13 protein-coding genes are annotated in these 22,516 nt (G+C 34.0%); 9 read left to right on the top strand and 4 right to left on the bottom strand.

Annotated elements, in window-relative coordinates; genetic code table 11:
- Nucleotides 1-424 precede the first annotated feature (424 nt).
- Complete coding sequence (locus Q0998_RS04205; protein WP_299666682.1) at nucleotides 425-1,324, bottom strand: AraC family transcriptional regulator; 900 nt, start codon at nucleotides 1,322-1,324, stop codon at nucleotides 425-427.
- Nucleotides 1,325-1,415: 91 nt separating this feature from the next.
- Here Q0998_RS04205 and rhaD point away from each other — a divergent pair, with 91 nt between their 5' ends.
- The 3 genes from rhaD (at nucleotide 1,416) to Q0998_RS04190 (ending at nucleotide 5,403) form a co-directional block, all read left to right on the top strand.
- Nucleotides 1,416-2,216: a rhamnulose-1-phosphate aldolase gene (gene rhaD, locus Q0998_RS04200; protein ID WP_299666679.1), complete on the top strand. Its 801-nt coding sequence runs from the start codon at nucleotides 1,416-1,418 to the stop codon at nucleotides 2,214-2,216.
- A 4-nt stretch (nucleotides 2,217-2,220) separates the two neighbouring features.
- Complete coding sequence (locus Q0998_RS04195; RefSeq protein WP_299666676.1) at nucleotides 2,221-4,008, top strand: L-fucose isomerase; 1,788 nt, start codon at nucleotides 2,221-2,223, stop codon at nucleotides 4,006-4,008.
- Between the two features lie 78 nt (nucleotides 4,009-4,086).
- On the top strand, nucleotides 4,087-5,403 hold the full coding sequence (locus Q0998_RS04190) for an FGGY family carbohydrate kinase (protein WP_299666673.1): 1,317 nt from the start codon (nucleotides 4,087-4,089) through the stop codon (nucleotides 5,401-5,403).
- A gap of 225 nt (nucleotides 5,404-5,628) precedes the next feature.
- On the opposite strand, the gene Q0998_RS04185 is transcribed toward Q0998_RS04190, so the two are convergent.
- The 3 genes from Q0998_RS04185 to Q0998_RS04175 are packed head-to-tail and all read right to left on the bottom strand — an operon-like array spanning nucleotide 5,629 to nucleotide 9,591.
- Nucleotides 5,629-6,810, bottom strand: a complete 1,182-nt coding sequence (locus Q0998_RS04185; protein ID WP_299666671.1) for a Gfo/Idh/MocA family oxidoreductase — start codon at nucleotides 6,808-6,810, stop codon at nucleotides 5,629-5,631.
- Between the two features lie 41 nt (nucleotides 6,811-6,851).
- Nucleotides 6,852-8,198: a Gfo/Idh/MocA family oxidoreductase gene (locus Q0998_RS04180; protein WP_299666668.1), complete on the bottom strand. Its 1,347-nt coding sequence runs from the start codon at nucleotides 8,196-8,198 to the stop codon at nucleotides 6,852-6,854.
- A 4-nt stretch (nucleotides 8,199-8,202) separates the two neighbouring features.
- Nucleotides 8,203-9,591, bottom strand: a complete 1,389-nt coding sequence (locus tag Q0998_RS04175; RefSeq protein ID WP_299666665.1) for a DUF1080 domain-containing protein — start codon at nucleotides 9,589-9,591, stop codon at nucleotides 8,203-8,205.
- A 300-nt stretch (nucleotides 9,592-9,891) separates the two neighbouring features.
- Between Q0998_RS04175 and Q0998_RS04170 the strand changes: the two genes are divergently transcribed.
- The 6 genes from Q0998_RS04170 to Q0998_RS04145 all read left to right on the top strand — a co-directional run bounded on the left by Q0998_RS04170 (nucleotide 9,892) and on the right by Q0998_RS04145 (nucleotide 22,509).
- Nucleotides 9,892-12,969, top strand: coding sequence for a TonB-dependent receptor (locus tag Q0998_RS04170; protein ID WP_299666662.1), 3,078 nt, complete (start codon nucleotides 9,892-9,894; stop codon nucleotides 12,967-12,969).
- A gap of 12 nt (nucleotides 12,970-12,981) precedes the next feature.
- Entirely contained in the window at nucleotides 12,982-14,628 is a 1,647-nt protein-coding gene (locus Q0998_RS04165) for a RagB/SusD family nutrient uptake outer membrane protein (RefSeq protein WP_299666659.1), read from the top strand.
- A 217-nt stretch (nucleotides 14,629-14,845) separates the two neighbouring features.
- Nucleotides 14,846-17,173 carry a GH92 family glycosyl hydrolase gene (locus Q0998_RS04160; protein ID WP_299666656.1) on the top strand — a complete coding sequence of 776 codons (2,328 nt, stop codon included), beginning with the start codon at nucleotides 14,846-14,848 and terminating at the stop codon, nucleotides 17,171-17,173.
- Nucleotides 17,174-17,187: 14 nt separating this feature from the next.
- Complete coding sequence (locus Q0998_RS04155) at nucleotides 17,188-18,492, top strand: alpha-L-fucosidase (protein ID WP_299666654.1); 1,305 nt, start codon at nucleotides 17,188-17,190, stop codon at nucleotides 18,490-18,492.
- Between the two features lie 40 nt (nucleotides 18,493-18,532).
- Complete coding sequence (locus Q0998_RS04150; protein ID WP_299666651.1) at nucleotides 18,533-19,945, top strand: alpha-L-fucosidase; 1,413 nt, start codon at nucleotides 18,533-18,535, stop codon at nucleotides 19,943-19,945.
- Between the two features lie 8 nt (nucleotides 19,946-19,953).
- The gene (locus Q0998_RS04145; RefSeq protein WP_299666648.1) at nucleotides 19,954-22,509 is read left to right on the top strand and encodes a glycoside hydrolase family 3 protein; all 2,556 of its coding nucleotides are present in this window, start codon (nucleotides 19,954-19,956) and stop codon (nucleotides 22,507-22,509) included.
- Nucleotides 22,510-22,516: the final 7 nt, after the last annotated feature.

Here is a 22,516-nt window from a genome sequence, read left to right as displayed (position 1 = left end):
ATTGATAGTTAAATTAATTTAGTAAGCAAATTTAATGTAGTAAATGAATTAAAATATTGTCTTGAACAAACAATGTAGGAACGTAAACAAACATCTTACAATATTTTTAAATAGGGTTTTTAGGTGATAAAAAACTATTCTTATAGTATTTTAAAAAAATAAATAAATCCAAAAAAGATATTTTTTAAAATAGAATTGAAAGATAGATGTGGTATTTAAGATTCATTATATCAGTAAATTATTAATTTTATACGAGCGTATTCAAACAATTGAATGATGAGCCAAAAACCAAAAAATTTACTGTAATTTAATGTGTTAATATGTTTAAGTTTACAAGAAAAAATAAGCTTAACAGTATTTTGTTTAATTTACAAATATGTATGAAGCAAACATTATTTGATTTTAAAACTATCGAAATTAAAGTCTAAGAGAAATTTCCTGATTTATATACAGAAGGTGTAATCCCAGTAACCAATTTAAAGACTCTTGAAAAATGATGTCTGTCTGAAAATCCTAAAGAATAAGAAACTTCTTTAATAGTTTTATTAGTATGCATTAATAGCTTACAAGATCTTGAAATTTTTCGTTTCATAATAAAGTTATGTAATGTAATATTCATTTTTTGTTTGAATAACCTGCTAAAAGAATTGGTAGCCATGTTTGCAATGTCTGCTAAGCTAGAGTTGGATAGATTCTGATCAATATTATTTTCAATATAACGCACTACCTTTAAAATGCGTTGATCTACATTAAGTGTTTTAAATAATTCAGGACCAATGTTAGATAATATCTCTTTAATCAACGCCTGTAGTCTAAGGGTGTACGTTACATAGAAATAAGTGTTTTCTTGCTTCAGTCGTTCGGTCAAATAATCAAATTTTTCTTTTAAAGAATCAGATACTTCTACCATAAAAATCCCAGGATACACATTATCAAACGGAACACCTAGATTAAAATGAATAAATACATGTAATAAGGATGTTTTGGCAAGTTCTGTATCGTCATCTTCTGTAGTTAAATGTCGTCCAGTTACCTGAAATCCTTTATGATGTTTCTTGTTTTTTTTAAAATAGGTAGAAAAGGAGGTAAAAGGAGGAATAATATAGACCTTATCTGGAGTCATCTCGTGTATTGTTTGGTTTAATTGCAATACGCCACCATCATTTTTATTCCAATAAATTCTCCAAAAAGGAAATGCCAAATCGTGACAATCCCAAGTATCTAGCAGCCAATATCGGCAACACAGCGTTTTTAACTCAACATCAGTAAACGTTTGTTGGTTTGTAGAAGGGTCTCCGATTTTATGTTGAACTCGATTAAGCATTTAAACGACACGCTATTGTTTGAATCAGATACAAAAGTATAAATAATTATTTTATTACTTTGATGTTTTAATAATATTATAAATTTTAGTAATGAATACAAACGAATTACCAGAATCTGTAATAAAAGAAATACATCAAATTTCAAATGTTGCAGGCTATTTATGGCAACGTGAGTGGATTGAAAGAAACGGAGGGAATATTTCGATAAATTTAACTTCATTTTTCGATAAAAATAACATTCCAGAATCAAAGCGTTTTATGGCTCAAGAATTTCCATCAGCGGCAGCAGGTTTGTTTCTTTTTGTCACAGGAGCGGGTTGCTACATCCGTAGTTTGGTGGATGAAATTGAAGCGGCTTCTTGCATTGTGTATATCAATGAAGACGCTTCGGGATATTCTATTATTTGGGGAGGAAATAGTGAAGGATTTAGACCCACATCAGAAATGGCTTCACATTTAGAAATTCATATGTTTAATATGGAAAACAACCCCCAAAACTTAGCAGTATTGCATTCACATCCTATTGAATTAATCATACTAAGTCATCATCCTGTTTTTCAAGATGAAAAAAAACTAAACCAACTTATTTGGAGTATGTGTCCTGAGGTTAGGGTATACGTTCCCAAAGGAATTCATTGTACTCCATACTATATCACGCAATCTGATGATTTAGCAAAAAGCACTATTGAAGGTTTTAAATACAGAGACTTGTGTTTATGGGAAAAACACGGGGCAACAACAACGGCACCAACCATTATGGAAGCGTGGGATTTTTTAGATGTAGCTAATAAAGGAGCAAAATTATTATTAGGAGCTTGGGCTGCAGGTTTTGAACCTAAAGGATTAACGAATACAGAAATTAAAGATTTAGAAACACTTTTTAACTTATAAAATTATGAACAGATTAATAGGAAGGTTACCAAAAGTAGGGATCCGTCCAGTGATTGATGGAAGAGAAGCAGGAGTAAGAGAATCATTAGAAGATCAATGTATGGACATGGCAAAAGCAGCCGCTAAATTAATTGAAGACCATTTACGTTTCCCCAGTGGTGAAAAAGTGGAGTGTGTGATTGCTGACACCACTATTGGTGGTGTTGCCGATGCCGCCTCTTGTGCAGATAAATTTGATAGAGAAGGTGTAGGAGTTTCATTAACAGTAACGCCTTGTTGGTGCTATGGAACTGAAGTGATGGATACAGACCCGTTATTACCTAAAGCGGTTTGGGGGTTCAATGGAACAGAAAGACCAGGCGCCGTATATTTAGCAGCTGCTTTAGCTGGATATTCTCAAAAAGGATTGCCCGCTTTTGGTATTTATGGTAAAGAAGTACAAGATGCTGGTGATATGAGTATTCCTGCAGATGTTGAAGAAAAGCTATTGCGTTTTACAAAGGCGGCCTTAGCCGTTGCTCAAATGAAAGGAAAATCTTATTTGTCTATTGGATATAGTTCTATGGGTATTGCAGGTTCTATGGTAGACGTAAACTTTTTACAAGACTATTTAGGTGTAAGAGCAGAGTTTGTAGAATCTATAGAAGTTTTAAGAAGAATAAATGAAGAAATTTATGATCCAGAAGAGTATAAGAAAGCAATAAAATGGACACGGGAGAATTGTAAAGAAGGAAAAGATTATAATAGTCCAGAAAGTCAAAAATCTGAAGAAGTAAAAAAATATGAATGGGAACGCGTTGTAATGATGACCCTAATTTGTAAAGATTTAATGAATGGAAATCCAAAATTAAAAGAGCTTGGTTTTGGCGAAGAAGCTAAAGGAAGAAACGCCATTATGGGTGGTTTTCAAGGTCAGCGTCAATGGACAGATTACCAACCAAATGCAGATTTTACAGAATCTATATTAAATTCTTCTTTTGATTGGAACGGAATTAGACAGCCCTATATGTTTGCTACAGAAAACGATTGTTTAAACGCAATTTCTATGTTATTCGGACATTTATTGACAGGAAAGGCACAATTATTTTCGGATGTAAGAACCTATTGGAGTTCTGAATCTGTAGAACGTGTAACCGGTAAAAAATTAACAGGTTTAGCAGAAAATGGAATTATTCACTTAATTAATTCTGGTTCTACAACCTTAGATGCTACTGCTCAACAAGAAGATGCAGATGGCAACCCAACCATAAAACCTTTCTGGGAAATAACAGAAGATGATGTGCAACGTTGTTTAGACCATACAAAATGGCCAGCGGCCATCGGAGAATATTTTAGAGGTGGAGGTTTTTCATCTCAATTTAAAACTAGAGGGCAATTACCAATGACCATGTGTAGAATAAACTTGGTAAAAGGTATTGGACCTGTTTTACAAATTGTTGAAGGTTGGAGTGTAGAATTACCAGAAGACATTCATACAGTTTTAGATGAAAGAACAAACCCTACTTGGCCAACAACGTGGTTTGTGCCAAGAACCACAGGAAGCGGCTTCTTTAAAGATGTGTATTCTGTAATGGCAAAATGGGGAGCTAACCATGGTGCTATTTCTCATGGTCATATAGGTGCAGATTTAATTTCTTTAGCTGCATTATTGCGCATTCCTGTAAATATGCACAATATAGCAGATGAAGATATTTTTAGACCAAGCGCATGGTCTGCTTTTGGAGAAAATTCTGAAGGAGCAGATTACAGAGCTTGTAAAAGCTACGGTCCTTTATACGGTTTCAAAGACTAACTTATTCTTAATTAAACGAGATTCAGTTGGTTCATTATTCCAAAATAGAATCACTTTTAATAAACTTATCCGCTTATAATGAAGAATGTTATTGCTATTGTAGACATCGGAAAAACGAACAAAAAAATATTTCTTTTTGATCAAAAATTTGATATTGTTTCTATGAAATCCGTTCAATTTAAAGAAATAAAAGATGAGGATGGTTTTCCATGTGATGATATTGCTTCCATAGAAAATTGGATTTTAGCAGAAATACGAGACATTCAAACAAAAGGAATTTACAAAATAAAAGCTATAAATTTTTCAACACATGGTGCTTCAATTATTTTTTTAGATAAAAATGGCAAAAGACTAACACCTTTATACAATTATTTAAAACCGTTAGATTTATCGAAATATACTTACGTATACGAAGCAAATGGTGGTATTGATGAATTTTCAAGAAAAACAGCTTCTCCGGCATACGGAATGTTAAACACAGGAATTCAAATACTTAAACTGAAAAATGAAAAACCAGAAATCTGGAAGAATGTTGTATCTATCTTACATTATCCACAATATCTAAGTTATCTATTTACAAAAGAAATTACAGCAGAGTTTACTTCAATAGGTGCACATACAGCCACTTGGGATTTTGATAACATGCAATATCACAGTTGGTTAAAGGATGAAAGTATCACCCTACCTGAGCCTTCAAAAGGAAAAGAAGCAATTCTTACTGAAATTAACGGAGAAAACATTGCTGTTGGTACTGGTTTGCATGATAGTTCATCCTCTATAATTCCAATTTTAGAGAAAGAAAAAGGTAAAAATTATGTTTTGCTTTCAACAGGAACTTGGATTATTGCGATGAACCCTTTTAGTAAAAAAAATCTTACAAAAAAACAATTAAAAAATAATTGCTTGTGTTTTATGACGCCAGAAAAGCAACAAGTAAAATCTTCTATGCAATTTTTGGGAAAAATACACGAAGTATATACCAAAGCGCTTACAGCATATTTTAAGACTAAAAAGAATGCACATAAATCTCTTTATTTAGATATAAAATTATGCGAAACTTTAATAAGCAGAGGTTCGCAAATTTTCTTAGAAGAAGGAATAGATACTAATTTTGAAGCAAATTTAGAACTGCCTAAAAAATTCACTTCTTTTGAAAAAGCATATTATCAATTAGTATATGAGATTTGCAAAAAAGTAATTACTGGAATAGATTTAATTCTAGACGATAAAAATAAACTAACAGATATTTTTATTTCTGGCGGATTTAATTCCAACGAAGTCTTTACCAAATTTTTAAGTTTAATGAAAAAAAATGTTCGCATTAGACTTACAAATTCTGCGAATGAAAGTGCTTACGGAGCCGCTTTAATGATGAGATCGTTTTTAAAAGATTAGTTTTTCTAACAACAAGATAAGTATAAACAGAGACTTTTACATTTGATTTTTTTTCCTGTATTAGATTAGAGGTTAGAATCCTATTATTTCTAAAACGGAAATTATTTCTACATCTTTTCGATATAAAACTTAAAGAAAAAATGAATCATTACTTCTTACTTATCAAACACCTCTTTATATGGTAAGATAAAGAGACATTTTACATGATAAAATCAACTATAAATATTAAAATATTGGCTTTGTTACTATTTTATTATCATACATAGCATCAAGACCCATTTGAATACAAATAGCAGTATTAGCACCCGTAGTTATGTTTGATATTGGTTCTCTATTATCTATAATGTTTTCCCTAAAATCAATCAGAGCTTGTTTACTAGGCTCAATATGTTCCATCTCAATAGGAATACCTAAGCCTTTATCCCATTTTACTGTGGCACCAGAAACACCGTCTACTGTACCCATTTCTTTCTTTTGATTGCTTTCTGGATAAAACCAAGCTTTTGCATAATCTAAAATAAGTGTACCTTTATCTCCTTTTATTTTAATTTTATAACCATCTTTTGCATTACTCGTTAAGCATGTATACGTAGCTTTAACACCACTAGGATAATTGTAAATTAGATGAATATTATCATATGTTTCACGACCATCTTTCCAGTAATCTACACCTCCAGATCCCATTACTTGAGTAGGCATTTCATTTAAAACCCAGTTTGCAAAATCTATTTGATGTGAACATAATTCAGCTAAAAGTCCGCCAGAGTATTCACGATACATACGCCAATTAATAGCTCTTTCTAGTTCGGGTCTTGGAACTGGACGTCTCCAATTTCCATGACGGTTCCATTGACACTCGAATGCGGTGATATTTCCTATTTTTCCATTTTTAATTAGGTCTACCACATGGGTATACAATCTAGAACTATGGTATTGATGTCCTGTCTGAAAAATACTTTTCGATTGCCCTACTTTGTTAATCAAACTTTGAATGCCTTTATAACCTTTCGCCATCGTTTTTTCGCAATACACATGTTTCCCAGCATCTACAGCATCCATGGCAATTTTAGCATGTGTATAAAAGGGCGTTGCTACTAAAATAGCATCTATATCTTTATGATCTAATAATTTACGATAATCACTGTATCCTTTAGCCATACCTTCCACTTTTTTTAGCCCATTTTCTAAACGAAATGGCAAAGTATCACAACAGGCAATCACATTAAAATTTTGAATTTGATTGATGCTTGGAATAAGCCCACTACCTCTATCGCCTGTACCAATAATGCCTATATTTAAAGTTTCATTAGGATTTTTACAATTTAAAATAGTACCCATAGCAAAATTCGAAGTTGTAATTGCGGCTGATGCCAAAGTCCCTTTCACTAGAAAATCTCTTCTCTTCATATACTAGCTGTATTTATTAGATGAATTATATATGTAATGTACTACACTGATTTAATCTCCCAACCTGGTTCATAGGTTCTAGACCATAATTTCATGGCTTCTCTATTAAAAATACGACCTGTTTGTTCATTAACTTCAAATGAGTTATCGATACGATGTGCTATATTGGCATAATGAGTTAAAAGCTGACTAATAGCACCTTCATCAATTGGCGATGTTAGCGCTGCTTTACCTCTTATTGCATCAAAGAAATTTATAGTATGCAATGTTGAAAGGTCTCCTCCTCCACCAAGAGCTGTGCCCGCTTCTTTACCATCAGAAAGATTTTCTTTTATTAAATTACCTTTTAAATTATACAGCTTATACCCACCTCTATCGATAAACACAGAGCCATTAGAACCATATATAATAGTACCTCTACCCGCTCCGTATTTGTCATATCCATTTCTACTACGTCCATCCCACTGAATGGTTCTATTCCCAGCAAAACGGAATGTTGCCTCCATCGTATCATACATTTCCCAACCATCGTCTTTATAATGAAACTTTCCAGAATTTACATGTACGTTTTCTGGGTACTTTACATCTAAAGCCCAGCGTGCAATGTCTAGTTCGTGTGTGGCATTATTGCCCATTTCTGCGGTACCATAATCCCAGCCATACCAATGCCAATTATAGTCCCAAGTATTATCAGTATAATCTCTTCTTGGAGCTGGTCCTTGAAACAAATCCCAATCTAATCCTTCTGGCGGATTTGCTTTTACTTGATTTGGTACTCTACCCCTTTTGCTTGTATAAAAAGCAATGGCATTATATACATCACCAATAATACCTTCATGGATGCTTTTAATAATTTCTTGTGATTGTGGTGATGAACGTTGCTGATTTCCCATTTGCACAACCTTATTATATTTTTTTTGGTAAGCTACGAGCAATTCACCCTCTTGCGGATTATGACTACATGGCTTTTCTAAAAACACATGCTTCCCTCCTTGCATTGCCATACAAGCACCTGGAGCATGCCAATGATCTGGTGTTGCCATAAAAATAGCGTCAATTTTCTTATCCTCTATAATTTTACGAATGTCGTTTTCCAGTTTTGGTGTGTTACTTATAACTTTCGAAACTTCAAGTGCCGCTTTATCACGCTGGCTTTTCATAACATCACACAAATAGTGTAATTTAATATTATTTTCTTTTGCTACGATTGCAGGTATGTAAGCACTATATCTTCTACCTAAACCTTGTATTGCAACATGCAATCTATCATTCGCTCCAATAATATTCGAATAGCTTTTTGCCGACATGGCATGTACACTAGACCCTAAACTGATACCGACAGCTCCAATGGTTGTTTTTTTTATAAAATCTCTTCTGTTTGTGCTCATAATCTTATTCTTTGGTATTGTTTATAGAACGAATTTTTACATTTTTAAAATAGACTAAGTCGCCATGGTCTTGTAATAGGATTTGTCCTTTATCTAATTCGCCAAAATTAGGCCATTTTACATATTTGCTTTCAGATACTAGTTTACGATAGGCATCACTTTTTCTTTCGTACTCTAAAACCTTTGTACCGTTTAACCAATGCTCTACATGATTATCTTTTGAAATGATGTAAGCAGTATTCCATTCTCCTACAGGGTTTATAGGCTTATTTATATCAGCCTGAATCAAATCGTACAATGAACTAACAGTTCTACTGCCTTCATGGTTTCCTAGTTTGGCATCAGGATGCAAATCATCATCCAAAATTTGATATTCTAAACCAATAGAAGAACCGTTGCCTTTGTTAAGGTTACTATCTACATAGTATTTTATGCCACTATTGGCACCTGGAGTTACTTTAAAATCTACTGACAGTTCAAAATCTCCGTACAATGCTTCCGTAACAATATCACCACCAGCTGTAGATTCTCCACCACCTGAAGCCAATACAATTAATTCACCATTTTTAATTTTCCAGCCGCTTTCTGGAAATTTATCTAGCTTAGCGCCTCGCCATCCGTTGGTGGTCTTACCATCCCATAATAACTGCCACCCTTTTTTCTTTTCATCTAACGTTAATTGATTTTTAATGATGATGGGTTTTATAGGAGACTTTTTAGAATACTTAGCCACATTCTCTGTAATTATTTTTATGTTTTTCCATACAATTTCAGTACCTTCTTTTTTATCTGGTTTAATATTGTGTACTTGTAAACCAATAAATCCACTTGCAGTTTTTTCGTCTACTAAATGGGCTGCGGGAACACCGTTTATCCATGTTTTTAATGTGTCGCCAATAGCTTCGATACGGTAATGATTCCAATCGTTTTGTTTAAATGCTTTTTGAGCTTCTGGGTTATTTTCTAGGGTATTTAACCAGCCACGTCTGGCTTCATCATAAATACCACCGCTCCAAGCACGTTCTGAAGGGTCAATTTCAACTTGATACCCATGTACACGTCCATCTCTGTAATGCGGGAAGCTATTACTGCGTATTTGTATGCCAGAATTCATAGTAGAATCTACCTTATATTCTAGTTCTAAAATAAAATCGCCATATAACTTATCAGTAGTTAAAAAAGAATTTGGTGTATTGTGTACTGTGGTTCCAACAACAGCACCATCGCGAACTTGGTATTTAGCATCACCTCCTTTTTGTGTCCAACCTTCTAGAGTTTCACCATCAAATAAGTCTTTCCATGGAGTTTGTTCTTTTGTTGTTTTTGAGCAACTACATAAATGTAATACCATACAAAGCAGTACCAATTTATGTAGACAAATTTTTTTTTTCATAATCTAGATATATTTTGTAGTTGAGCACTAATTTAACAATAAAAAATTAATACTCAGATGGATGAACTGTTCAAAAGCATGGATGAAACCGCCTAACACACAAAACTCTTATAATTAATGCTAATTGATTTTACTATAATTTACTTTTATCATATTTAATTGCATATGAATTTATGAATTTCAAAAAATATACCTCTTATTTTAAAAATTAATCAAAATATCCATATTTCAGCATAATATGTCCATTCCTTGTTAAATACTTCCTACTACATTAGCTAAAAAATAACTAAACAAATTAAAATGGAAAAACTTAAATTTTTATTAATTCTTTCGTTGATAGGATTTATAGGGACTTCATGGACGCAAAATAGTGTGTCTGGTGTTGTTACCGATGACCAAAACAATCCTACTCCAGGCGTAACGGTTAATATAAAAGGTACATCAATTGGTACTATTACAGATTTTGATGGAAATTATCAAATAAAAGTCAATAATGGAAATATCATTGTGTTTTCTTATCTAGGATATAAAACACAAGAGGTAACCTATCTGGGACAATCTTCAATAAATATTCAGTTAAAAGAAGACATATCACAACTCGATGAAGTGGTCATCATTGGATATGGAGCTGTAAAAAGAACGGATCTGACAGGAGCCGTTGCGTCTTTAAGTGCCGAAGAAATTACAGAGCAAAAAAAGACAGACATTGGGCAAGCTTTACAAGGTAGAGTAGCTGGTGTAGATATACGGTCATTAAGTAACAAACCTGGTGCGCCGTTATCTTTTGATATTAGAGGAAATACAGCGATTAAACCTGATAATTATGCAGGTAGAGATGGAATTAGTGATGCACTTTCGGATGATGAATCTCAGCCACTCTTTGTAGTTGACGGAGTGTTCTTTGATGATATAAATGTATTAAATCCGTCTGACATCCAACAAATAGACATTTTAAAAGATGTTTCTGCGACAGCCATCTATGGTTCTAGAGGTGCAAATGGTGTGGTAATAATTACTACCAAAAATGGTATTGAAGGAAGAACAAGGTTTACCTACGATGCTACATTCGGAATTCGGGAAGCTACCAATAAACCCGATATGTTCAATGGTGCAGAGTATGTTCAATTTGTGGAAGACGTAATGAGAAGCACCGCATGGAAAGGGCTTTTTGACCCAGCGGCTGGCATATATCCAACTGTGGAAGATTATAATAATCTTGAAATTGATATCTCACAGGAAATTCGATCCACAAACGAAGAAGCTGATAATATGGTGAATGGACGTTATACTGATTGGGCAAAAGATTATCGTCAAGTGGCCATTCAGACATCACACAATTTAGGAATGTCTGGAGGTAGCAATGGCTTGGTTTATAACGGTACGCTAGGATATTTAAAAGATGAAGGTGTTATGGGTATCGAGCAATTTGAACGTTATAATATAAGTTTATCACTAACAAAAAAAATTACCGATAAATTTACAGTCGGTTTAAAATCCTATTTGGCTTTGGCAGAAAGAGAAGAAGGCAGTAGAGAATTGTTTCGTAGTTCATTACGACTAGCACCTACCGTAAATTCGAGAGACCCTGAAGGAAATATTATATTATTTCCAGATGATCAAGATGGACGCTTTACAAATCCCTTCTACGACGCTAACGGTGCATGGAGAGTAAATACCAAATCATTTAATGTGATTGCCAATGTATTTTTAAGTTATCAATTTGCGGATTGGGTGAACTTTAAAACACAATTTGCACCTTCCATTAATAATTCCCGATTCGGAGAATATAGAGGTCTGTTAACCAAAGATGCAAGAAATGAGCCTGAAAGAATTCGATCTATATACAATACCACATTTAGAACCTCTTACACATGGGATAATATTGCAGATTTTAATTTTAACATTTTTGAAGGACATCAATTAAATGCTACATTAGTATCTTCATTATATTATAATCAAGCAGAGGGAAGTGCTATCGAAACTAGAGATTTTGATACAGATGCTTACCTTTTTTACAATACCAGTGCAGGTTTGGATGTAAGAAATAACGACTCACGATTTTCAAAAGTCACCTTGGCCTCTTTTACAGGCAGATTAAATTATAACATTCAAAATAAATATTTATTTACTGCAACTGGAAGATATGACGGATCTTCTAAACTGGCACTAGGTAATAAATGGGCTTTTTTTCCTTCAGCTGCCATTGCATGGAAAGCTAGTGAAGAAGAATTTTTGAAGAATGTATCGTGGTTAAACAATTTAAAATTTCGTATCACCTATGGAGAGGCAGGAAATGATAGTTCGGCAAGCCCTTATCAGTCTTTGGCACTCATAACAGGCGCAGATTATTTGTTCGGTGATGAGATAACGAACGGCATACAAATAACAGGGTTAAATAATGCCGACTTAGCATGGGAAAGGTCTAAAGAATTCAATTTTGGTCTTGATGCAGGAGTTTTTGACAATCGAGTTCGTTTGGCGTTCGAAATTTATAACAAAAACACAGAAGGTTCCATATTTGATAGAGAGCTCTCTAGAATTACTGGGTTTGCAAATGGTGCGGTAGGCAACTACGGTTCGGTTAAAAACAGCGGATTCGAGATTACGCTAAATACCACTAACATACTAACCGATGATTTTAAATGGGTAACCAGCTTGAATTTTTCTCGGAATAAGAACGAAATTCTAAGACTAGACGGTGAAAGAGATGAAGAACCCTTTGGCAATCACGGGCGTTTGATAGTAGGCGAAGCTGTAGATGCTATTTATGGATACGAGAAAATTGGCATCTGGCAATTAGAAGAAGCTGCAGAAGCACTTAGTTATGGGTATTTTCCTGGCGAAGAGAAATACAGAGATCAAAACAGTGATGGAATACTTAATGCCGATGATCAGGTTGTAATCGGTCAGGTATCACCAGATTGGACTGGAGGTATGACAAACACTTTCTCCTATAAGAATTTCGATTTTTCTTTTCAAATATATACAAGACAAGGATCTTTTGGACATTCTGAATTTTACAATAATTTTGTTCCTTGGCAAAATGATGATGCCAAATTTAATAAGTTAGATCTAGATTATTGGACACCTAATAATCCAAATTCACAAAACCCTGCGTTAGAATATGGCGCGACTGGAAACAATTATTATACAGAATTTGATTTTGTAAGAGTGGGAAATATTGGTTTGGGATATCAGTTTCCACAAACCCTATTAGAAAAGTTCAAAATGTCTAGTTTCCGACTAACATTAGACATTCAAAACCCGTTTACGTTTACAGACTACGCAGGCCCAGATCCAGAAACAGGGCTTCAAAACTCATATAACAGTGGCTATTTATTGAAAACAGTCCTGTTTGGTATTAAAATATCTCTCTAAAAATATATAGTTATGAAATTCTTAAAAAATAAAACTCGAGCTTTTATCCTGTTACTTTTAACGATTACCTATATTGGTTGTGACAACTACTTGAAAGAAGAGTTGTACAATAGTGTAGCCATTGAAAATTTTATAGACGAAAACAATGCAGACCAGTTGGTGGTTAGTATTTATGCACAATTACGTTCTGTTTATAAAAATTACAATTATCAATTTCTAGGAACAGACCTTTTTACAGTAAAAAGTGAACTCTTTAATACAAATCCTCAAAACGACTATTTTGCATACACAGCTTCAGAATCAGATGGTTATTGGAATGCCAACTACAATGTTATAGCAAAGGCAAATACGGCTATTAACCGTTACGAAAACCAAATAAATTGGAGTGACGGAAGACTGAATGAAAGAGCTTATGGTATTGCGCAAGCAAAAGCCTTGAGAGGATTAGCCTTTTTTAATTTAGTACAGCAATTCGGGGGCGTCGTTTTATCAACAGAAGAGCCACTCACAATCCGTACAGATTATACACGTTCTACCGAGCAAGAATCATACGAATTCATTATTATTGATTTGGAAGCGGCCATTCCAAATTTAGTAGATGATCCTCAAACAGGAAGATTCTCAAGAAGAGCAGCACAGCATTTATTAGCAAAAGTGTATTTAACAAGGGGGTATAAATCGTATGCAGAAAGTAGTGATTTTTCCACGGCAGCAGCGTTGGCAGAAACTGCAATAGGCAATTACGATATTAGAAGTCAAAGTTTTGAAGAGGTTTTTGATTTTGACAATCAAGTAAATCCCGAAATTTTATTTGCAATTCAATGGGGCGCCAGTGGTGTAGCAAGCGATAAAAATAACACAAAACATTCATTGTTTATGACCAGTGTGTTTGAATATCCAGGAGTAAGCAGGAATAACCAATATGGTGGTATAGGGTCCAGCGGTATGCCTACCCCCTATTTCTATTCTCTATTTACTGAAAATGATACAAGAGAAAACGCTACCATACATCGTACCATTATTGCCGATGAAACTTCGATGATTGGCACAGATAATATTATCCCAGGAGATACACTAGTATATTATCCTAAAAACACTTTAGATAACGAAGAACTGATTGATCGTTTAAACCGTTATTGGGTATATCAACCAGATCAATATTTATTTGGACGACCTGATGACATATCTGGGGTTAATTATTTGTACTCAAGAAACCCATTGTTGGTAAACTTTCCATACTTTAAAAAATTTGACGATGAAGATATCAATGCAGAAGGAGAAGGCAGTCGTGATACTTTTGTTTTTAGAGTTGCAGGTACTCATTTAATTGCTGCTGAAGCACACTTGGGTGCTGGAAATATTGCTCAAGCATTATTTCATATAAATAGGGTGCGAGAACGTGCCACCGGAGTTTCGAATGAATACAAAACTGTAACTATTGATAATATATTAAACGAACGTGCAATGGAATTAGCAGGAGAAGTAAATAGATGGACAACGTTAAAACGTACTGGAAAACTTCTAGAACGTATAGAAATGTATAATCCTCATTATAGAGATCATGGGGCATTTGACCCTAACATTCATTATCTCCGACCAATACCAATTAATGAATTGGTTATTTCACCCAATACCATGACACAAAATCCAGGATATTAAAAATATAATTAAATAATTATTTGAGTTGGTTTTTATTTGATAAATAGGCAGGCGAATAGTTGTCTGCCTATTTATTGTTTAAATTTAAAACTGAATTGATCAATTTTAGATGAATTATGAGGACAATTTTTACAAAAAAAAGATGGTTCCCCAACTTTAACTATACTAGAAGCCATTAAAGCTAATTTAGAAAACCCTATTTTAAAATAGAGAATACATGAAATTAAATCAAATTCTTAAAAACGGAACTATTGGAATAAGCTTGGTACTTGTTTTTCTACTATCCTGTAAAAAACAGCAAATATGGTCTATAAAAAAAGAGCAAGCCATCAATGTTGTAGATAAGGTATATCCTTTGTTAGATACCGAAAATTCTAGATGGTTTTTCTTTTCTTCTGCCAGTCGTCCCTTTGGAATGGTAAATCTAAGTCCAGATACGCAAATTGGAGGTGCTTGGGGAAGTGGTTATCGTTATAAAACAGATACAATAAAGGGCTTTAGCCATATTCATGCGTGGCAAATGTCTGGTGTATCAGTTATGCCAGTCACAATTTCAGAATCTAATAAAAAGACTGTTTATAAAGACTTTTATTCTAAATTTAGTCATGATACCGAAAAAGTAGCTCCAGGATATCATTATGTGGAATTGGATAGATATCAAATAAAATCAGAATTAACAAGCACAAAACGTACCGGTTTTCATCAATATACATTTCCAAAAAACAAACAAGCATCTATATTATTTAACCTTAATACGATGTTGGGACCTTGTGAAAATAGTGATGGAATGTTAGAAAAGAATAGTAATAATGCGCTTTCCGGTAAAGTAGTTATGAAACCTACACGTCGTCGTCCAAAACCATTAACGGTTTACTTTAAAGTAAAAGTAAATAATGCTATAAAATCTGTTGAAAAAGATAATTTGACTGGAAATTATTTAGTCAATTTGGAAACCCCAAAAGAGAAAGTACTTATGAAAGTTGGTATTTCATATACTTCTGTTGAAAATGCCCATAACAATATTCAAGAAGAATTACCACATTGGGATTTTGATGACATTGTGAAACAATCAAAAACGGAATGGAATGGTTTATTAAGTAGAATTTACGTAGAAGGCGGCACAGAAACCGACCAGAGACGTTTTTATACAGATTTATGGCATGCACTACAAGGACGAAGAATTATAAGTGATGCGAATGGTGCGTATCCAGATCATACAGGAGATCAATTCAGAATAGGTAAATTGCCCCTTGACGAAAATGGCAAACCAAAATTCAATCATTATAATTCCGATTCTTTTTGGGGCGCACAATGGACACTTAATACACTATGGGGGCTTGTTTACCCAGAAATCATGGAAGAATTTGTACATTCTTTGATGCAGTATTATAAAGACGGGGGCTTGATTCCCCGCGGTCCATCAGGAGGGAACTACACCTATGTGATGACTGGCGCATCCTCTACGCCCTTTATGGTAAGTGCTATTCAAAAAGGTATTATCAAAGATAATTTAGAAGGAATTTATCAAGCCTTAAAGAAAAATCACATGCCTGGAGGTATTATGGATAAAGCAGGGTACGAGCATACAACGAATTTTGGAGGTGGCTTAAAATATTACATTACAAATGGTTTTGTACCCTATCCTATTCCAGAAGGAAAATTTGGATTGCATCAAGATGGAGTGAGCCTTACTATGGAATATGCTTATCAGGACTGGACATTGGCACAATTAGCCAAAAAACTGGGATATAAAGAGGATTATAATTATTTTTTAAACAGGTCCAAAAACTATCAACATGTTTTTGATGCGAGTGTGGGTTGGATGCGTCCAAAAAATGTAAACAGCCAATGGTATTCTGATTTTGACCCTTATCAAGTAGAACACGGTTTTATAGAATCTAACGGAGCACAATCTACATGGTTTGTGCCTCAAGATATAAAGGGGCTGGCAGCACTTATAGGAGGCAATGAAAAAGCAGTAGAAAAATTGAACACTCAGTTTGAAGAGGCAATGGCATTGAATTTTACAGCAGGCAATTCGCATGCACAAGAACTACATCCTGAGTATAAGAGAATTCCCATAAATTATGGCAACCAACCTTCCATACAAACGGCATTTGTGTTCAATAAACTTAATAGATATGACCTTACCCAGTATTGGTCTCGGAAAGTGGTAGAGAACGCTTTTAGCGGTCTGTCACCGGCAACGGGTTATAATGGTGATGAGGATCAAGGACTGATGGGGAGCCTGTCTGTTTTGATGAAAATTGGACTTTTTCAATTGAATGGTGGTACTGAAGAGAACCCAGCATATCAAATAGGGAGTCCTATCTTTGATAAAATTTCTATCAGCTTGCATCCCGATTATTATTCCGATACTTCATTTACCATCAAAACGATCCAGAACAGCCCAGCGAACATCTATGTCGAAAAGGCGACACTGAACAACCAACCCGTTGAGAACTTCCGTATTTTCCACAGTGATATTACAAATGGTGGCGAATTGGTTTTAACAATGTCTCATCATCATGATAATAAAAAATAATTTATCTTTATAATATGAATTTTAAACATAATTATACCCTAGGCATTTTAATGCTGATGTGTTTTTCAGCTTTTGCACAGCTTAAAAACAACCCAACTTTAGAAGAGGATTTTATAGATATGGGGTTCGGTATATTTGTACATTGGAGTCTGGATTCTCAATTGGGAAGCGTAATAAGTCACTCGCTAGTTGGAGCCTCAGATAAGTATGTTGAAAAATATATGAATAAACTTCCCAAAACTTTTTATCCAAATAAATTTGATGCTGATGAATGGGCGCGCCTATTTAAAATAGCAGGGGCTGAATACGTTGTGTTTACTGCAAAACATCATAACGGTTTTTGTATGTGGAATACAAAAACGACTGACTTTAATATTATGAATACACCTTACGGTAAAGATATTGTAGGTCAACTCGTTGCCGCATTGCGCCATCAAGATTTAAAAGTGGGGTTGTATTTTTCTCCTGAAGACTTCAGTATTTTAAAAAAGCAGGGGCATTTAATTTCTCGTAATAGCAAAATGAGTAGCGTAACAGAAAACCCAGAGCTATTGGCATACGATAAAAAGCAAATAGATGAGTTAATCGACAAATACAGTCCAGATATTATGTTTTTTGATTCGTTTAAAAAAGGCGATATTGTACAGCACGTGCATGCCAAAGATCCTTCTATTATTGTAACAAGAGGAGAAATGAAAACCCCAGAACAAAATATTCCTGATAAGCCCATGCCTGGGCCTTGGGAAACCTGCATGACCATGGGAACCCAATGGCAATATAAGCCGACTAATGAAGTTTATAAAGATGGCACTGAATTAATTGAAAAATTAATAGAAATTAGAGCTAAAGGAGGTAATTTCCTTATGAATGTTGGACCAAAACCTAATGGTGAAATTCCTATTGAACAAGAAGAACGTTTACGCGAAATTGCGCTATGGATGTTTGTTAATGATGAAGCTATAAAAAATGTGAGACCACTGCCAACCACAATTAAAGATGGATATCTCTGGTTTACTAAAAACAAAGATAAAAATACAGTATATGCATTTGTAACTGGTCAAAAGGATTGGTTTAAAGGGCGTAGAAGAAATTTTTTAATGAAGAATTTAAAAGCCACTAAAAACACAACGATTTCAGTACTAGGGCAAAGTGATTTGGAGGTAGAATACTGGCCTGAAAATATTCCTGAATCTAGATTTATTCAGCATGAAAAATTGTTAGAAATATCTATTAGCAAAGCGCAACGACTTTATAATGATAAAATATGGCCTAATCCTATTGTGGTTAAAATAACGAATGTAGAATTTATAAATAAATAATTGTTCACTATGAACATTTTAATATAATGATTAAACATTTATGAAAACTATTTTTACTAGAACTTTTTTTTGCACTTTAGCATGTCTTTTTATACGAATAGGAAGCACAAAAGCTCAAACATCAGATAAAATGGACTGGTGGAAAGATGCCAAATTTGGCATGTTTATGCATTGGGGATTGTATTCTAAAACTGCGGGATACTGGAATGGGCATAAAGCCAAAGGGAATGAGCATTTTATGATTCATGAGAAAATCTCTTTAAAAGAGTATGCAGCAATTGCAGACGATTTTAATCCTGTTAATTATGATGCTGAAGAATGGGTACTTACGGCAAAAAATGCTGGAATGAAATACATCATTATTACCTCAAAACACCATGATGGATTTGCTATGTTCGATTCGCCATCCAACGATTATAATATAAAAACACGCACACCTTATGGCAAAGACCCAATGAAAGCACTGGTGGATGCCTGCCACAAACACAATATGAAGTTTGGATTTTATTATTCTTTAGGACGCGATTGGGAAGACCCAGATGTAGCAACCAATTGGCCCCAAAAGGGAGGTCGAAGTAATTTGGTTGATTACCCCAATGAAGACATCAAAGTATTCAGTAGGTATTTTAAAAGAAAAGTAAAACCCCAAGTAAAAGAATTGCTCACACAATACGAAAAAATTGATGTGCTGTGGTTTGATACTCCAGAATTAATCAGTCCCGCAGAAAGCAAAGAATTGCGAGAACTCATATTGAGCATTCAACCGAATTGTATTATCAATAGCCGAATTGGAAAAGGTTTAGGCGATTATAAAGTAACCGAACAAAAAATTGTGAAAGGATTAGAGATGAATCCTTGGGAAGCTTGTATTACGATGGGAAAAAACTGGGGTTATATAGAGTATGATACTATTTATAAATCATCTGAATTAATGACGCGACAATTGCTGGAAATCGTAAGCAAAGGTGGCAATTTATTGTTGAATAATGGCCCCACTGCAGCGGGGGAAATTACAAGCTTAGCTCAGGAACGTTTGGCGAAAATGGGCAAATGGATGAAAAAAAATTCAGAAGGCATTTATGGTTCAAAGCCGTGGATTACTCAAGTGGAATTACTTTCCAATGCTAAAAAAATAGAAGATATTGATAAAAAGGAAGATGAAAATACCATGAAAGACAATGCAAATGATGCAACTTCAAAAGTTATTATCCCAGAAATACGTTTTACTTTAAAAGGAGGAAATGTCTATGCGTATGTATGTAGTTTTTTGGAAAAACAAGTGACTATCAAATCATTATCAAAAAATAAGAACATTAAAATTAAAGAGGTTGAATTATTAGGCAGTACAGAAAAAATAAAATGGAGGCAAACTCCTCAAGGTCTAAAAATAGAAATGCCGAAGTATGCTAAAAGCCAAATACCGATAGCTGGTTTTAAAATGACAACAGAATAGAAATAATGATGAAAAGATTGCTTGTGTGTACTGTCTGTTTATTTACTATTGCATTCGTTTCTGCACAAAATAATTTTCCATTTCAAAATTCAAACTTAGCCATTAAAGCCAGAGTAAATGATTTACTAAATAGGTTAACTATTGAAGAAAAAGTATCATTATTAATATCTACCGCAGAAGCAATTCCCAGATTAAATATTGAAAATTATTATCATGGTAACGAAGCTTTACATGGAGTCGTTAAAGGTGGGCGTTTTACTGTTTTTCCACAGGCTATTGCGCTTTCAGCAACTTGGAATCCAGATTTAATTCATAAAGTCGCTACTGCAATATCAGATGAAGCAAGAGCTAAATGGAATTTTTATAACCAAGGAAAAGATCAAAAAAATGTGTATAGCGATTTGCTTACGTTCTGGTCACCAACTATTAATATGGCAAGAGACCCTAGATGGGGTAGAACACCAGAGACTTATGGCGAAGATCCCTATTTAACGAGTAGAATGGGTGTTTCTTTTGTAAAAGGTTTACAGGGAAATGACGAAAAATATTTAAAAGTAGTTTCAACGCCCAAACATTTTGTAGCCAATAACCAAGAGGACAATAGATTTGCATACAATGCAAGCGTTTCTGAAAAAGCACTACGTGAATACTATTTTCCTGCTTATAAAGCTGTTATACAGGAAGGGAATGCACAATCCATAATGAGTGCCTACAATGCCATTAATGGTGTGCCAAGTACCGTAAATAATTGGCTTTTAAATACGGTTTTAAGAGAAGAATGGGGTTTTAAAGGCTATTTGGTAAGCGATTGCGGAGCACCTTCTTATTTAGTGAAATCGCACAATTATGTTGATACGAAAGAGCAAGCAGCAAAAGCTGCTATAGAAGCTGGGTTAGATTTGGAATGTGGAAATGATATTTATGCAAATCATCTTTTATTGGCTTATCAGAAGGGTTTGGTGTCTCAAGAAAGTATTGATAAAGCGACTGAAAGAATATTAACAGCACGTTTTAAGTTGGGTATATTCGATTCTGCGGATAATAATCCTTATGCTAAAATCTCACCAGAAGTTATTGGTTCCGAAAAGCATCAAAAACTAGCATTGGAAACTTCAAGACAATCTATTGTATTACTTAAAAATAGCAATAATACTTTACCACTAAATATTGATAAAATTAAAAAAATTGCAGTTCTAGGTTTCAATGCCAACCAAGTTGTTTTTGGTGATTATAGTGGTTTACCTGTAATAAAGCCTATTTCACCTCTTGAAGGGATAAAGAATAAAGTAGCAGATGAAATTGAAGTAACTTACATTAAATGGAAAACGGCAGCCAAAAATCTAAACCTTATAGAATCTGAACATTTAAGAAATGACTTTAATAACGAAAAAGGTCTATATGCTGAATATTTTGATGATAAATTTTTAGAAGGTATACCGCAAACCCGTGTAGATAAAGAGGTTAATTTCGATCCGGTAAATAACCCACCAGATCCTTATACTAACTACAGACATAAGTCGATGCGATGGACAGGTTACATTAATCCTAATGTTTCTGGAACTTATAAAATAGGTGTTAATTCAGACGATGGTGTACGCCTATGGCTTAATAATAAATTGGTAGTTGACGAATGGCATAACAGAGGAGCAACAACGGATCAAGTAGAGTTAACTATGGAAGCCAATAAAGAATATGCTATTAAACTTGAATATTTTGATAATGGAGGTGATGCCATATGCCAGTTACTTTGGGAAGTACCAAATAATACAAAAGGTGATTTATACGATGAAGATATTCAAGCAGCAAAAACAAGCGATTACGTTATTGCTGTAATGGGTATTAACAAAACTATTGAAAAAGAGGGGAAAGACAGAGAATCTTTAGAACTTCCAAAAGACCAAATAGATTATTTAAAAACCATTTACGCTGCAAATAAGAATACGATTGTAGTATTAGTAGCTGGAAGTTCTTTAGCTATTAATTGGATTGATAAAAATATTCCAGCAATCGTGGATGCTTGGTATCCAGGTGAAGCTGGTGGTTCAGCTGTTGCCGATGTACTATTTGGAGATTATAACCCTGCTGGGAGGCTTCCTTTTACGTTTTATAAATCTATTTCTGATTTGCCGTCTATGGATGATTATGAAATATATAATGGGAGAACTTATATGTATTTTGAAGGCGACGTATTATACCCTTTTGGGTATGGTTTAAGTTATACTTCTTTTTTCTATAAACACATGAAAATTAAGAAAAAAGATGAAAAATTATTAATTTCCACTACCATAAAAAATATTGGTAATTACGATGGCGATGAAGTGGTTCAATTGTATTCCAAAACTAAAGAAGTGTTAGATAAACGTCCATTAAAGAAGCTTGTTGGATTTAAAAGAATCTCTACTAAAATAGGCGAATCTAAAACAATTCAATTTGAAGTTTCTAAAAAAGACTTACAATATTGGAACGAAAACACAAAAGCTTGGACATTCAATAGTGGTTTGTATGAATTTATGATTGGAGCTTCATCTAAAGATATTAAATTGCAAAAAACAATTTCATTTTAAATAGAAT

The sequence above is a fragment of the uncultured Polaribacter sp. genome, assembly GCF_947501385.1.
Taxonomy (GTDB): Bacteria; Bacteroidota; Bacteroidia; order Flavobacteriales; family Flavobacteriaceae; genus Polaribacter.
Note: the sequence above shows the minus strand (reverse complement) of the source record. Positions and strands in the feature narration are given on the sequence as shown.

Coding starts and splice junctions, on each gene's coding strand:
- Q0998_RS04205 (WP_299666682.1), bottom strand. CDS start 1,324: ATGCTTAATCGAGTTCAACATAAAATCGGAGACCCTTCTACAAACCAA.
- rhaD (WP_299666679.1), top strand. CDS start 1,416: ATGAATACAAACGAATTACCAGAATCTGTAATAAAAGAAATACATCAA.
- Q0998_RS04195 (WP_299666676.1), top strand. CDS start 2,221: ATGAACAGATTAATAGGAAGGTTACCAAAAGTAGGGATCCGTCCAGTG.
- Q0998_RS04190 (WP_299666673.1), top strand. CDS start 4,087: ATGAAGAATGTTATTGCTATTGTAGACATCGGAAAAACGAACAAAAAA.
- Q0998_RS04185 (WP_299666671.1), bottom strand. CDS start 6,810: ATGAAGAGAAGAGATTTTCTAGTGAAAGGGACTTTGGCATCAGCCGCA.
- Q0998_RS04180 (WP_299666668.1), bottom strand. CDS start 8,198: ATGAGCACAAACAGAAGAGATTTTATAAAAAAAACAACCATTGGAGCT.
- Q0998_RS04175 (WP_299666665.1), bottom strand. CDS start 9,591: ATGAAAAAAAAAATTTGTCTACATAAATTGGTACTGCTTTGTATGGTA.
- Q0998_RS04170 (WP_299666662.1), top strand. CDS start 9,892: ATGGAAAAACTTAAATTTTTATTAATTCTTTCGTTGATAGGATTTATA.
- Q0998_RS04165 (WP_299666659.1), top strand. CDS start 12,982: ATGAAATTCTTAAAAAATAAAACTCGAGCTTTTATCCTGTTACTTTTA.
- Q0998_RS04160 (WP_299666656.1), top strand. CDS start 14,846: ATGAAATTAAATCAAATTCTTAAAAACGGAACTATTGGAATAAGCTTG.
- Q0998_RS04155 (WP_299666654.1), top strand. CDS start 17,188: ATGAATTTTAAACATAATTATACCCTAGGCATTTTAATGCTGATGTGT.
- Q0998_RS04150 (WP_299666651.1), top strand. CDS start 18,533: ATGAAAACTATTTTTACTAGAACTTTTTTTTGCACTTTAGCATGTCTT.
- Q0998_RS04145 (WP_299666648.1), top strand. CDS start 19,954: ATGAAAAGATTGCTTGTGTGTACTGTCTGTTTATTTACTATTGCATTC.